This is a genomic window from Bradyrhizobium sp. Ash2021, assembly GCF_031202265.1.
In the GTDB taxonomy this organism is placed as follows: domain Bacteria; phylum Pseudomonadota; class Alphaproteobacteria; order Rhizobiales; family Xanthobacteraceae; genus Bradyrhizobium.
On the sequence record NZ_CP100604.1, the window covers coordinates 9,272,768 to 9,285,724 of the forward strand.

Sequence of the window (12,957 nt, forward strand, 5' to 3'; positions counted from 1 at the left end):
CGTGTTGACGGCGTTTCAGGGAAGAATATGGTGCCCCCATGGATGACAAAACCGAGACAAAACCGAAAGCCGGCGCGATCATCGTTCCGGTGACGCTGTTCGAGCAGAACTGCACCATCATCTGGCACGAGCCGACCAAAAAGGCCGTGGTGATCGACCCCGGCGGGGACGTCGACAAGATCCAGGCCGCGATCAAGCAGACCGGCGTCACCGTCGAGAAGATCTGGCTGACGCACGGCCATATCGACCACGTCGGCGGCGCCGCCGAGCTGCGCGATGCGCTGCAGGTGAAGATCGAAGGCCCGCACATTGCGGACAAATATCTGCTCGACAATGTCGTGAGCAGCGGCGAGCGCTTCGGCATGACCGGCGTGCGCAATTTCGGACCCGATCGCTGGCTCGATGAAGGCGACCAGGTCTCGATCGGCGATCTCGTCTTCGACGTCCTGCATTGCCCCGGCCATTCGCCGGGCAGCGTGGTGTTCTTCAACAAGGAGCTGCGCTTCGCCCATGTCGGCGACGTCCTGTTCAACGGCTCGGTCGGGCGCACCGATCTGCCCGGCGGCAGCCACGCCACGCTGATCGATTCGATCACCCAAAAGCTGCTGCCGCTCGGCGGCGATGTCGGCTTCATCTGCGGCCACGGCGCCGGATCGAGCATCGGCCAGGAGCGGATGACCAATCCGTTTTTGACCGGCGAGATGTAGAGCGTTTTCGAGCGAAAGCCTGCCCCGGACTTGATCCGGGGTCGATACCGGTTCGCGTAGCAATCAAGTTTACGAGGATTGCGTAGACTTATCTGCGGTAGAAAACGCGTCAAAAATAAAGAGCTGGCGGCGACTATTCCGCCGCCATTCCGCTCGCCATTTCGCCTGAACCAGCCTGAGCGAGATGGCGCGAGCCCCAGTCGCGGATCGCGGCGATGACGGGCACAAAGCTCTTGCCCTTGCGGGTCAGGCGATATTCGACCTTGGGCGGCACGACACCGTAATCCTTGCGGTCGATCAGCCCGGTTTCGGTCAGCGCCCTCAGTTCGCGGCTGAGCACGCGCGGCGCGATCTCGGAGCTGCCATCGGAGCCGCGCAGCAGGCCGGTTCTGATTTCGCCGTAGCGCAGCGGACCATCCTTCAGGTCCCAGACGATGCGCAGCTTGTATTTGCCGCTGATCATTTTCTGGAATGCCGCGACCGGACAGCCGCAGGTCAACGCTGATTTCGGCTTTGCCATCTCATGACCTCCGATACGTTGCCGGCGGGGAGGATAGGAATAAGCACAAGAAAGTCCATACTATCAATTTTGTCCATACTTGCGCTTTCGCCCTCAAGCGCACCAGATGATCCGATGCAGCCCAACGAAGGAGCCTTCAATGAAGCATTTCATGATCAAATATGCGTTCGCCAACGGCACGACCGAGGAGTGGCACCGGGAAATCGGCCGCTTCATTTCAGCCATCGACAATGACCCCGAGCTGAAGGGGCGGATCAACTACCGCTGCATGAAGAACCGCGACGATTCCAGCTATTTCCACCTCGCCTCGGCCGCCGACGATCTCGCGGTCAAGACGCTGCAGGCGCGGGATTTCTTCAAGCACTACACCGAGAAGACAAGGCAGGTCGCCGGCGGCGACGTCACGGTCACGCCGATCGAACTGATCGCCGAAACTGCGGCCTAGCACATGATGAGTTTGGGCTGAATCAGCGCACCAGTCATCCCTGCGCAACGGCTTCGCCGTTGGCGGTGGAGGCGCGAGCCTCGAGGGATGGGCCACGCGCGGTGCTCATCCTGCGAGGCGCGCAAGTCTGCGGCGCGATTGCGCCGCTGAGCGCACCTCCCGAGCGAACGCAAGTGCGTTCGTCCGGGGATGACGGGAGACAGTGCGGCCGCGTGAACGCTGCAGCTTGCGTCTATTTCATCAGCCCCGCGGCCGTCAGCGCCCGGGTGATGACAGCGCCGACATCGATGGCGCGGCGACGCGGCTTTTTCGGCGGCTCGGCACGGCGGCTGGACGCTGCCTGCGGCCACAGGATCGCGGCGAGATCCGGTTCTGGTGCAGGCACCGGAACCGTCATCGAAATCGTACCGGTGCGTTCCCGCGAAACTCCGGTCGGGGCGGCCTTGGGTTGCCTGACACGTTCGGTCAGGCCGAAGAAATTCGCGATGTGATAGGACGACGAAATTCCCGCTTCGATCAGGAATGCGCCGCCCTCGCCATATCGCTCGTCATTATCGGCGATCCCGAGCGGGGTGCCGTGGGCCATGTCGGTAATGGTGTAGGACTCGACGACGGTCTCGCCATCCGCGTTCCACCAGACCTCGCGGGGATAACCGTCGACATCCGCCGCCGACATCGGTGCCTGCGGCAATTGGTGCACGTCGAGCCATTGCTTGACGATCTCGTCGGCATTCGCAGGATTGACCGTGCGATCGGCGCTGCCGTGCCACACCGACAATTTCGGCCACGGACCTTTGTGCTTCGAGGCGTTGCGCACGAGATCGCCCAACTCGCTGGCCGGACGCGACGACGACTGCATCATTCCGCTCAAGGCTTCGCGCACATTGCTGGCAATGCCGTAAGGCAGGCCGGCGATGATGGCGCCGCCCGCGAAAACTTCCGGGTAGGTCGCGAGCATCACCGACGTCATGGCGCCACCGGCGGAAAGCCCGGTGACGTAGATGCGACGGGGATCGAGTTTGTGATCGGCGACCATGTGCGCGATCATCTGCCGGATTGAACAGGCCTCGCCTTCGTCTCGCGTGGTGTCTTCCGGATTGAACCAGTTGAAACAGGTGTTGGCGTTGTTCGATGCCTGCTGTTCGGGCATCAGCAACGCAAAGCCGTAATGGTTTGCCAGCGTCGACCAGCCGGTGCCGAGATCGTAGCCGGCGGCAGTCTGGCCGCAACCGTGCAGAACCACGACGAGCGCGGGCGCGGGCTGGAGGTGCTCAGGTACGAAGGAGAACATCCTGAGCGCGCCGGGATTCGTGCCGAATCCGGTTATCTCAAACAGCGGACTGTGAACGCCCGGCGCAAGGCCGCGTCCAAAGGCGGCCAAACCATTGAAGCCGTTCAGCTTGGGCAGGTGGTGCAAAAATTCGACGTTCTTGGCGAGGGACAACAGCAGCTCCCGAGGTGATTTGCATTCTAACCTCACCAAGAGCAGATAGTTGCTGCACTGCAAAATGAAAAGGCCGTGTGCGGTCGTTCCCCAGGGATTTGTGAGAATCGGCGTTAATGCGTGATCAGGCCGTCGCGCGGCGCATCCATGACAGAAATACGGCGCAAATACCGATCGACAGCGCAAACAATGCGCATGCTGCAAATAACGCCAGTTGCGCCGAGTGAGCCGCTTCCATCGCGAAAAATACCGCGCCGATTGCGGCCACACCCGCGGCGTTGGCGATTTGCGCCGTGGTGCCGTACATGCCGGAGCCCGCGCCCGCGCTGGCCGGCTTCACCGTCGAGAGCACGGCGCTCGACAATGGCGCCATCACCAGGCCCTGACCGTAGCCGAAGACCATCAGCACCAGCGCCAGCAACATCGCGGAAGGCGCCGCCACCGATTCGATCGTCGTCACCAACGCCGCAAGACCGGCGAGCTGCACCGCGCAGCCTTCGATCAGCACCCGCGTGCCGCGATGCCTGGCGCGCGCGCCACTATGCCTTGAGGCGATGACAAAGGTCAGCGCAAGCGGCACGAACACCAGCCCTGCGTGCAGCGGCGGAATCTGCAAGCCGCGTTGCATGAACATGGTCATGAGCAGATAGAACGACAAATTGGCGAAAAAGAAGAAGAACACGGCGACCAGGCCGCGCATGAAGGCCAGATCCGACAACAGCGTCAGATCGATCAGCGGCATGCCGCCACGGCGCGCGACCGATCGTTCGAGCCTGAGGAATCCGGCAATGATCGCAACACCCGCCGCCATCACCAGCCAGACCCACGGCGACCAATGCACATCGTGGCCGAACAATAGCGGGCCGATCAGGCACAGCAATCCCGTGAACAGCACGATCGCACCTGACACGTCGAGCCGCGTGCCGGCGCGACGCGGCACCGTCGGCATGATCTTCAACGCCGCAGCGATGATGACGACGCCGAACGGCACGTTGACGAAAAACACCGCGCGCCAGCCGAGCCCGGCAAGATCGAGCGTCACCAGCACGCCGCCGAGCATGAAGCCGGCCGCGCCCGCCAAACCCAGCACGATGCCGTAAATGCCGAACGCGCGGGCGCGGGACGAATCGGTAAACAGCAGATGAAGGGTAGCCAGCACCTGCGGCACCATCAGCGCCGCGGTCGCGCCCTGCGCCAGCCGGGCGAGAATAAGTTCCGGGCCGGATTGTGCCAGCCCGCACCACAGCGAGGTGACGGTGAAGCCGAGCACACCGGCGATGAATACATTCTTGGTGCCGTAGATATCGCCGAGCCGGCCACCGGTAACCACCAGCGTGGCATAGGCGATCAGATAGATCGCAATGACGGCCTCGATCTGCGCCGCGCTGGCGCGCAATTCGACCGCAATCGTCGGGATCGCGACGTTGACGATGAAGGCATCGACGCCGAACATGAATTGTGCGGCGACGACGATCGCCAGCACCCACCAGCGGCGCGAGGAATCCACCGGGTTTGAAACGATCTGGTGCATGTTGGGCGGTCCTGTCCGAAATCCGTTGCACGCCCAGGCTACTGATTCCGGTCATCCCGGCGATTACCTGGCAGGTAAGCAATCGCTGGGAATTTGGCCCGATTGCTGCATGGGAATCGGGGCTTCCTGCAGTCTGTTCAGCCATTCGCGCGTTCGGGACGGCCTTCGATGTGAACGCGATCTCCTTTGCGCGCGACCAAGCTGCAATGCTGGCTCTCCCCAAGGATGGTTCATGATCGAAATATCGCGGCTTTTGCTCGCACTCATCGCCGGTGCGCTCGTTGTTTCGCTCGCCGATGGCGCATCGGCCAGGCCAAGGCAGGAGCGACCGGGACCGGCGCCCGTGGTGGAGCAAGCGCAAACCCCGCCCGCGCCGCTTCCGCGCCAGTTCTTCCCCGAAAAAGCCATCCAGCCGCTGACGCCCGAGCTCGAACAGTCCCTGCGGCCAAAGGACAGCTTTAAGGAATGCGACGCCTGCCCTGAAATGGTGGTGGTGCCGAAGGGCTCGTTCATGATGGGAACCCCGGCGAACGAGCCGGACCGCTTCAAGGGAGAAGACCCGATCCATCGCGTCACGCTGGCAAAGCCGTTCGCAGTCGGCCGCTTCGCGGTCTCGTTCGACGAATGGGACGCCTGTCTCGCCGACGGCGGCTGCGGCGGCAACAAGGGCGACGACAACGGTTTTGGCCGCGGCCGCATGCCGGCGCAGGGCATCAGTTTCGAGGCGGCGAAATCATATCTGGCGTGGCTGTCGCGGAAGGTCGGCCGCACCTACCGGCTGCCGAGCGAATCCGAGCGCGAATATTTTACCCGCGCCGGCACCACGACGCCGTTCTGGTTCGGTATCACGGTCACCGCACAGGACGCCAACTACCAGGCATCGACACCCTATGGCAGCGGACCGCATGGACCGGACAGCAAGGGACCGGCGGTCGTGGATTCCTACGCACCGAATCCGTTCGGGCTGTACCAGGTCCACGGCAACGTGCTCGAGTGGACCGAGGATTGCTTCAACAAGCGCTATACCGAGGATACGCCGGCCGATGGTTCGCCATGGCTGGAAGGCGATTGCCACAAGCGCATCTTGCGCGGCGGCAGATGGAACTGGTCGGCCAACATGCTGCGCTCGGGCTATCGCGAGGACTCGATCGTCGACGGCGGCGGCTTCAGCTTCCGCGTGGTCCGGACGTTGAACGTGCAACCCTGACAATGGCAAGTTTGAGAGAGACGCTGGCGTTTACGGCGCCGACGGCTCCAGCGAGCCGGTGAGCGAAGCGCGCTGCGACAGCTCGATCCAATTGCCATCGGGGTCGCGCACCATCGAAATCCGCGCGGTCGTCCCGAGCGTCACCGGCGCGCGGGCCTCGCGGCCCCCATGGGCCAGCACATGCGCGTGCTCGCGATCGACCTCGAATACCTGAAAGGTGATGTAGCGCCAGCCCTTGCCCTCGAACGACGCGTCATCCGGCGCGTCGGGCGCGGGCTCGACGATCAGCACCGTATCGCCGGCCAGGAAGGTCATCGCGGCACCGGCCGCCTCGCCTTGCGGCAATCCCAGCGCCTCCATGTAAAAGCGCCGATGCGCCTCGACGTCGCGCACGCCGAGTCGGATCCCGATGCGTTCGATCCCGAACATTCCCTTGGGCACCAGCGAGACCCGGTTGCCGTCCGGATCGATCATCGACTCACGCGCCAAAATGCCGTCGCGGGCGATCAGAAGCTCGCGATAGCCCGAAGGCGGGTTGTCCGGCAGCGGCTCGTAGACCTGATTGATCTTCAGGATCGAGCCGCAGAGGTCGTGCCGGTGCTGCTTGTAGCCGCGGCGGATCGGCTGCATGTGGTCGAACGGCAGGCCGATCTGGTATTGCCAGAACGCAAGCGCTGCCGGCGCGTCGTTGGTCGCAAAGCCGATATCGATGCGGGGTTTTGCCAGATTCATTGTCGTTTACAGGCGTCAGCTATCGCAAGCGTTACCGCGAAGAAATTCCGGGCGACGGTATGTCACATAAACGCGCACGACAACCATGCGCCGCCGGCGGCTTTACGCGATTGCGTTGCCCCTTCCCAGCCCGTAGTTTGGGGGCCGAACCCAAACAACAACAAAGCCAAACAATAAATCCGGAGAGAACACCCATGGCGCGCCTGAAATTCGGAGCCTTTCTCGCCCCGCATCACCCCATTGGCGAGCATCCGATGCTGCAATTCCGCCGCGACCTCGATTTCGTCGAGCAGATCGACGCGCTCGGCTTCGACGAATTCTGGTGCGGCGAGCACCATTCCTCGGGCTGGGAGATGATCGCCTCGCCGGAAATGTTCTTGGCCGCCGCCGGTGAGCGCACCAAGCGCATCAAGCTCGGCACCGGCGTGGTCTCGCTGCCCTACCATCATCCCTTCAATGTCGCGCAACGCATGGTGCAGCTCGACCACATGACCGGCGGCCGCGCGATCTTCGGTTCGGGTCCAGGCGCACTGGCGTCGGATGCGCATACGCTCGGCATCGATCCGATGACGCAGCGCGACCGTCAGGACGAGGCGATCGCGATCATTCGCCGCCTGTTCAAGGGCGAGCGCGTCACCGCCAAGAGCGACTGGTTCACCATGAACGACGCCGCGCTGCAGTTGCTGCCCCTGCAGGAAGAGATGCCGTTCGTGGTGGCGTCGCAGATTTCGCCGTCGGGCATGACGCTGGCCGGCAAATACGGCATCGGCATCATTTCGCTCGGCTCGATGTCGACGCAGGGCCTGATGGCGCTGCCGACGCAATGGGGTTTTGCCGAGGACGCCGCCAGGAAGGCCGGCACCACCGTGAGCCGGTCCGACTGGCGCGTGCTGTTGAGCTGGCACATCGCCGAGACCCGCGAACAGGCAAGGCGCGAGGCCGGCGCCGGACTGATGCGCTGGCACAATGAATATAATGTCGGCACGCTGCAGCGGCCGGGCCTGGAGCCGTTCACCTCGCCCGAGGACGCGATCGAGAAAACCGCGGGCGGCGAGAACGCCGCCTCCACCATCGGCACGCCGGACGATCTCGTCAAAACCATCAAGAGCCTGATGGAGGTCTCCGGCGGCGTCGGCACCATCGTCGGCTTCGTGCATGACTGGGCCAACCCGGAAAATACCCGCCGCAGCTGGGACATGGTGGCGCGCTACGTGATTCCGGAAATCAACGGCTATGTCGCGGGCCTGCGCAAATCGCAGAAATTCGTGATCGAGAACCGCGCGGTGTTCGAGCGCGCGGGGCAAGCCGTGATGGCCAAGATCATGGAGAACGAAAAGGCCGCGGCCGCGCTGACGCTCACCGGCCCAGGCCGGGTGGCGATCCCGACCATCAACGCGCCGGATTTGCAGAAGGAAGCGGCGAAGCGCAAGGCGTGAGGACCGCGTTCTCCGCGAGTCGTCCCGGCGAACGCCGGGACCCATAACCACCGGCGTGAGTTGTGGATCGTGTTGCGGCCCCAGCGTGGCGTAACGGCGCAGATTTGTGGTTATGGGTCCCGGCTCAAGGCCGGGACGACGCCGGTGTTTGTTTTCGGATTCGATTTTCAAACAACCACCACCGTCATTGCGAGGAGCGAAGCGACGAAGCAATCCATGCCCTCTTGCGGCGCGATGGATTGCTTCGCTTCGCTCGCAATGACGCTGAAGTTCCAGATGTGCGTTCGCATTCTCGCGACGGGATTCGCCCGAGGTTTGCCTGATCGTACGTCCCTCCTGGAAAGCAGAGGGCGCAGGGAAAGCCGGGTGCGCGCTGCACCCGCGGTCTCGTGTGCAATATGTGCATAAGAACACGCACACGAGCATACAGGTTCAGCGGAGGCATCCGGCCTTCCCTGCGCAATGGTTTTACGGCTTATAGCGTGCTCTCCCCGGTGAACGGGCTTTCTTGCCACCGTCGCCCCCGAGAAGCTCGCTTCCCGGGAACTTGACACCAGCGTCGGGGTGTCAGAACCACACGACTTCGCCGTCCGCATCGGCCGCGCTCGTCAGTCGCAGCTTCCGCGTCCACCGCATCTCAACCCGCGTTTCGTGACGATCGCGACACGCCCCTCTTGTCGGGTGAGACGGGCGGAGAAACACCACTGATTTGCCCGACGCGACAAGAGGAATATTTTCGTGAAGTGGGCTTGACAGAAATTCACTGATTTGCCCGTCGGGCAGTTTTAACTTCCAACCACCCAGCGTGAACCTTGCTGGTAAGCCCGCCTTGCGACCGCTCGGAAGCAACGGCCCGATGACGGTCCAGTCAAAGTCCGTATACGAAGAAACGAACCCTAAGCCTTCAGGTCCGTGATCCTCATAATTGCGACCGCGTTCCCATCGTTGTACGCCTGCTCCTTTGTGTCCTTGTTGCAGGTCCAGACAAAGTTCTTCTTGGCCGTAAAGGTCTTTCCCTCCTGCTCGATCCGAAGCTCCCCCTCGGGGATATGGCAGATCATGGCATTCATCATCGGGGGGCCGGCTGTCTTCGATCCCGGCTGCATAATGACATCACGCATTGAGACGGTCTTAAAACCGGGAATGATGGATGCTGTCTCGCCATCGTAAGCGCGCACCACGACGCCTGGCCACGGCGTCGTATCCTTGTAGCCCGTGGTTTGAGCGGCGGCTGGCTTCATTATGGCCGCCGAAGCCGCTGCCAACCCGATTCCCAATGCTGACCTTCGATCGATCTTGTTCATCGCTATTCTCCTGAGGTCGCGCGACGAGCCGCCACCTAAGCGGCGCGCGCATTTCATGGAATGTGAGTGGTAGTGCGAACCGAAAAAAGCGTCGGTCTCTCAAGAGAGTGTGCCTGCCGATGGCATCAGTGCTGCTCGTTCGCCCCGGACGGCGATTTCGGCTGTCCCGTTTCAAGGGCAGCTACATTATACGCGACCTGACGCGCCTGAGAAACAGCATCAAAAATGCAAATGGGGAACGCCAAAGGCTGAAAGTCACTTCTGGTAATATTTCTGCACGGTCTCCCAGGCGACGGTCTGCAGAAACGTCGCCGTCGGCGCATCGATGCCGGCGACGTAGCTGTTTCCAACCGGCGAACGGCCGGTCAGCGCCGCATAGACCACGCAGGACGCGAGATAGGTGCCGGCCAGGCTCGGATGACGCTTGTCCGGCGCATAGAGATTGAGTTCGGGCTGCTTGCTGATGGCGCGCGCAAATGCGAGGCCCGCCGGGATCACCAGCGCGTTGTTGTCATTGCCCGCGATGGTGTAGGCCTCGGCCAGTTGCGCCGTCATCTCCGGCTTGTCGGCATAGGCCCAGGACATGAAGAACACCGGCCGCGCGCCATGGGAGCGGACGATCTCGCTGTTCTTTTTGGCATATTCGGTAAAGACGGATTTGAGCCTGGGATGGATCGGGCACTGGCTGCAATCCATCATGACGACGACGTCGAACAGTTTGTCGGGCTTGTTGAAGACGACATTGTTGTTGTCGTCGAAGGAATAACTGCCGATGGCGTTGGGCCGGAAATAGCTTTCGACGTCGTGCCAGTCGAAGCCGGAGCCGCCGATCGTCACCATGGTGTTTCGGTAATCCTGCTTGTGATCGGGGTCGGCGGCTTTTTCCATCAGCGATACATGGCCGGGCAGGCCATTGTTGTAATAGTAGAAGCTGTTGCCGATGAAGATTCCGCTCTTCGGGAAATCGGGGCCTAAACTCGTGACCGCAGGCCTGGTCTGCGCCAGCCCCGCCACAGATCCGGCCGCGATCCAGCCGAACGCCGCCAACGCGACCGCGATCCCACCCACTATCTTCGACATCTGAGCTCTCCCTGCCTTTTCTGTTATTATCTGCCACCTTAGCACAGCCTAGCGGCTTTGCGACGCGATTTGGATGTCAGGGCGTTTGGTGCTGGGCCTTTGCAGCAGGGAAACAAGAGGCTATTTACTAGAGCGTTTTCGAGCGAAGTGGATACCGGTTCGCGTGAAGAAAACGCGTCAAAACAAGAATCTAGGCTATGCGGTCGCGACCAACCGGAGCAATTGCCATGTCGATGCAGAGTGTGGCTTCCCCCGCCTACAGCTTCACGCCGCCGAAGCGCAATTCGCTGACACATATTCCGGGCGACGAAGGCTGGCCGCTGATCGGCAAGACGCTCGAGGTGCTTGCCGATCCCAAAAGCCATGTCGAACGCAATTCCGCCAAATACGGCCTGGTCTATCGTAGTCATTTGTTCGGCGAGACCAGCCTGGTGCTGCTCGGGCCCGATGCCAACGAACTAGTGCTGTTCGATCAGGCCCGGCAATTCTCCTCCACGCTCGGCTGGGGCCGGATTCTCGGGTTGCTGTTTCCGCGCGGCCTGATGCTGCTCGATTTCGACGAGCACCGCCTGCACCGCCGTGCGCTGTCGGTCGCTTTCAAATCCGGGCCGATGAAATCCTATCTGACCGAACTCGATAAGGGCATCGCCGGCCGCGTCGCGCAATGGAAGGCGCAGCCAGGACCGATGTTGCTCTACCCGGCGATGAAACAGCTGACGCTCGATCTCGCCGCCACGTCATTCCTCGGCGCCAATATCGGTCCCGAGGTCGACGACATCACCCGCGCGTTCGTCGATATGGTGGCCGCTTCGGTCGCCGTGATCCGAAGGCCGATACCCGGCACCCAGATGGCCCGCGGCGTCAACGGCCGCAAGCGGATCATCGCCTATTTTTCGGAACAGATTCCGATCCGCCGCGAAAAAGGCGGCCAAGACCTGTTCTCGCAGCTGTGTCAGGCGACCCATGAGGATGGCGCGCTGTTGTCGACGCAGGACATCATCGACCATATGAGCTTTCTGATGATGGCCGCGCACGACACGTTGACCTCGTCGCTGACATCGTTCGTGGGCGAACTCGCCGCCCATCCGGAGTGGCAACAGAAGCTGCGCGATGAAGTAACACAGCTCGGCATCGCCGCTGACGCGCCGACGAGTTTCGACAATCTCGAAGCCATGCCGCTGTCGGAAATGGCCTTCAAGGAGGCCCTGCGGCTGAAGCCGCCGGTGCCATCGATGCCGCGGCGGGCGATCCGCGATTTCACCTTCAAGGGCTACGCGATCCCGGCCGGCACCATGGTCGGCGTCAACCCGCTGTTCACCCACCACATGCCCGATATCTGGCCCGAGCCCGAAACATTCGATCCGGCGCGTTTCACCGAAGAGGCGCAGCGCAACCGTCATCGTTTCGCCTGGGTGCCGTTCGGCGGCGGCGCGCATATGTGCCTCGGGCTGCACTTCGCCTATATGCAGGCCAAATGCTTCGCACGGCATTTCCTGCAGAATCTGAGCGTCTCGCTGGAGCCCGGCTACACGCCGGACTGGCAGATGTGGCCGATCCCGAAGCCGCGCGACGGGTTGCGGGTGATCCTGAAGCCGGTGTGAAGGCTGAATGCCGAAGCAGCACACTCGAACTCAAAACCCGTCATCCTGAGGAGCTTGCGAAGCAAGCGTCTCGAAGGATGGACGCAACAACGGACTCGCGGCCATCCTTCGAGACGCGGCGAAGACGCCGCTCCTCAGGATGAGGTCCGAGATAGCTTCACAGCCTCTCAGGATGACGAAACAGTTGGAGCGTGACGCTTCACTACTCGACGAACGTCGTGAGCTGCGCGCCCTCATCCGCCACGAACACCGCGATCAATTCCGCAGGCTCGGCGTTGCTGGCATTGGCCGAGACCAGATGCACGGCTCCGGGCGGCTCGAAGAACGACTGCCCGACCTTGAAGGTCTCGACCGGACCACCGGCGAGCTGCGAGCGGATCTCGCCCTTGGTGATATAGGCGGTGACGGAGCCCGCATGCCGGTGCGCATGGGTAAACCCGCCGGGGCCATAGAACACCCGCACGATCGTCACGCGCTTGCCGGGAACATTGGGCAGGGCGTAGGAACCGATCGGCTCGACGGTATCGAGGGTCGATCCCGCGGGATCGCTGGAGGCGCATAGCGGCTCGATCACGGCCGAGATCGCCTCCATTGTCGACGGCAAAGCCCTTCCGATCACGAATGCAAAGGCGAGGCCGGCCATGACCGCCAGATACATCGGACGGGCCTCGATCCGCGTCAGCCCGGTGTCAAATGTTGTGGACATTGTCATTCTCCCTGGACTGTTGTCCGGCACGCGCCGTCGACCGCCCCCACAACCTTGCCGTCCAGGCGCGCCATAACGTTTCCCCTTTGATGTTGCTCGGTTCTCGGTCGATGATCAGGCAATATTCCCGTCCGGCGGGAACAAGGCAAGCGAGCTCGTTCCATGCACGTTATCCCGCTGGCGGCCCCGGGCGGCCTCGAAATACCCGCTTTCCGCACCAACCGGCCTTATTTTGGATTCGCGG

Annotated in this window: 12 protein-coding genes; 5 read left to right on the forward strand and 7 right to left on the reverse strand. The window is 62.3% G+C overall.

The window, feature by feature from the left end:
- The first annotated feature begins 38 nt into the window (after positions 1-38).
- Entirely contained in the window at positions 39-707 is a 669-nt protein-coding gene (locus NL528_RS44510) for an MBL fold metallo-hydrolase (RefSeq protein ID WP_309180684.1), read from the forward strand.
- Positions 708-840: 133 nt separating this feature from the next.
- Here NL528_RS44510 and NL528_RS44515 read toward each other — a convergent pair whose 3' ends face one another.
- Positions 841-1,227 (reverse strand): helix-turn-helix domain-containing protein, encoded by a 387-nt coding sequence (locus NL528_RS44515; protein ID WP_309180686.1) that lies wholly within the window; start codon positions 1,225-1,227, stop codon positions 841-843.
- A gap of 139 nt (positions 1,228-1,366) precedes the next feature.
- Between NL528_RS44515 and NL528_RS44520 the strand changes: the two genes are divergently transcribed.
- On the forward strand, positions 1,367-1,672 hold the full coding sequence (locus NL528_RS44520) for a hypothetical protein (protein WP_309180688.1): 306 nt from the start codon (positions 1,367-1,369) through the stop codon (positions 1,670-1,672).
- Between the two features lie 232 nt (positions 1,673-1,904).
- Here the strand turns inward: NL528_RS44520 and NL528_RS44525 are convergent, their stop codons facing one another.
- Together NL528_RS44525 and NL528_RS44530 are read right to left on the reverse strand one after the other, a co-directional pair.
- Positions 1,905-3,116 carry a PHB depolymerase family esterase gene (locus NL528_RS44525; protein WP_309180689.1) on the reverse strand — a complete coding sequence of 404 codons (1,212 nt, stop codon included), beginning with the start codon at positions 3,114-3,116 and terminating at the stop codon, positions 1,905-1,907.
- Between the two features lie 124 nt (positions 3,117-3,240).
- Positions 3,241-4,647 carry an MFS transporter gene (locus NL528_RS44530; RefSeq protein ID WP_309180690.1) on the reverse strand — a complete coding sequence of 469 codons (1,407 nt, stop codon included), beginning with the start codon at positions 4,645-4,647 and terminating at the stop codon, positions 3,241-3,243.
- Positions 4,648-4,879: 232 nt separating this feature from the next.
- On the opposite strand from NL528_RS44530, the gene NL528_RS44535 reads away from it, so the two are divergent.
- Complete coding sequence (locus NL528_RS44535) at positions 4,880-5,854, forward strand: formylglycine-generating enzyme family protein (protein WP_309180691.1); 975 nt, start codon at positions 4,880-4,882, stop codon at positions 5,852-5,854.
- A gap of 30 nt (positions 5,855-5,884) precedes the next feature.
- On the opposite strand, the gene NL528_RS44540 is transcribed toward NL528_RS44535, so the two are convergent.
- The gene (locus NL528_RS44540) at positions 5,885-6,586 is read right to left on the reverse strand and encodes a VOC family protein (protein WP_309180692.1); all 702 of its coding nucleotides are present in this window, start codon (positions 6,584-6,586) and stop codon (positions 5,885-5,887) included.
- Positions 6,587-6,780: 194 nt separating this feature from the next.
- Between NL528_RS44540 and NL528_RS44545 the strand changes: the two genes are divergently transcribed.
- Positions 6,781-8,022, forward strand: a complete 1,242-nt coding sequence (locus NL528_RS44545) for an LLM class flavin-dependent oxidoreductase (RefSeq protein WP_309180693.1) — start codon at positions 6,781-6,783, stop codon at positions 8,020-8,022.
- 896 nt (positions 8,023-8,918) lie between these two features.
- On the opposite strand, the gene NL528_RS44550 is transcribed toward NL528_RS44545, so the two are convergent.
- Entirely contained in the window at positions 8,919-9,326 is a 408-nt protein-coding gene (locus NL528_RS44550) for a hypothetical protein (RefSeq protein WP_309180694.1), read from the reverse strand.
- A 255-nt stretch (positions 9,327-9,581) separates the two neighbouring features.
- Positions 9,582-10,406 (reverse strand): DUF4886 domain-containing protein, encoded by an 825-nt coding sequence (locus NL528_RS44555; protein ID WP_309180695.1) that lies wholly within the window; start codon positions 10,404-10,406, stop codon positions 9,582-9,584.
- Between the two features lie 227 nt (positions 10,407-10,633).
- Here NL528_RS44555 and NL528_RS44560 point away from each other — a divergent pair, with 227 nt between their 5' ends.
- On the forward strand, positions 10,634-12,007 hold the full coding sequence (locus NL528_RS44560) for a cytochrome P450 (RefSeq protein WP_309180696.1): 1,374 nt from the start codon (positions 10,634-10,636) through the stop codon (positions 12,005-12,007).
- A gap of 202 nt (positions 12,008-12,209) precedes the next feature.
- Here NL528_RS44560 and NL528_RS44565 read toward each other — a convergent pair whose 3' ends face one another.
- Positions 12,210-12,713 carry a cupin domain-containing protein gene (locus NL528_RS44565; RefSeq protein WP_309180697.1) on the reverse strand — a complete coding sequence of 168 codons (504 nt, stop codon included), beginning with the start codon at positions 12,711-12,713 and terminating at the stop codon, positions 12,210-12,212.
- Positions 12,714-12,957: the final 244 nt, after the last annotated feature.

Coding starts and splice junctions, on each gene's coding strand:
- NL528_RS44545 (WP_309180693.1), top strand. CDS start 6,781: ATGGCGCGCCTGAAATTCGGAGCCTTTCTCGCCCCGCATCACCCCATT.
- NL528_RS44550 (WP_309180694.1), bottom strand. CDS start 9,326: ATGAACAAGATCGATCGAAGGTCAGCATTGGGAATCGGGTTGGCAGCG.
- NL528_RS44560 (WP_309180696.1), top strand. CDS start 10,634: ATGTCGATGCAGAGTGTGGCTTCCCCCGCCTACAGCTTCACGCCGCCG.
- NL528_RS44540 (WP_309180692.1), bottom strand. CDS start 6,586: ATGAATCTGGCAAAACCCCGCATCGATATCGGCTTTGCGACCAACGAC.
- NL528_RS44555 (WP_309180695.1), bottom strand. CDS start 10,406: ATGTCGAAGATAGTGGGTGGGATCGCGGTCGCGTTGGCGGCGTTCGGC.
- NL528_RS44565 (WP_309180697.1), bottom strand. CDS start 12,713: ATGTCCACAACATTTGACACCGGGCTGACGCGGATCGAGGCCCGTCCG.
- NL528_RS44530 (WP_309180690.1), bottom strand. CDS start 4,647: ATGCACCAGATCGTTTCAAACCCGGTGGATTCCTCGCGCCGCTGGTGG.
- NL528_RS44515 (WP_309180686.1), bottom strand. CDS start 1,227: ATGGCAAAGCCGAAATCAGCGTTGACCTGCGGCTGTCCGGTCGCGGCA.
- NL528_RS44510 (WP_309180684.1), top strand. CDS start 39: ATGGATGACAAAACCGAGACAAAACCGAAAGCCGGCGCGATCATCGTT.
- NL528_RS44520 (WP_309180688.1), top strand. CDS start 1,367: ATGAAGCATTTCATGATCAAATATGCGTTCGCCAACGGCACGACCGAG.
- NL528_RS44535 (WP_309180691.1), top strand. CDS start 4,880: ATGATCGAAATATCGCGGCTTTTGCTCGCACTCATCGCCGGTGCGCTC.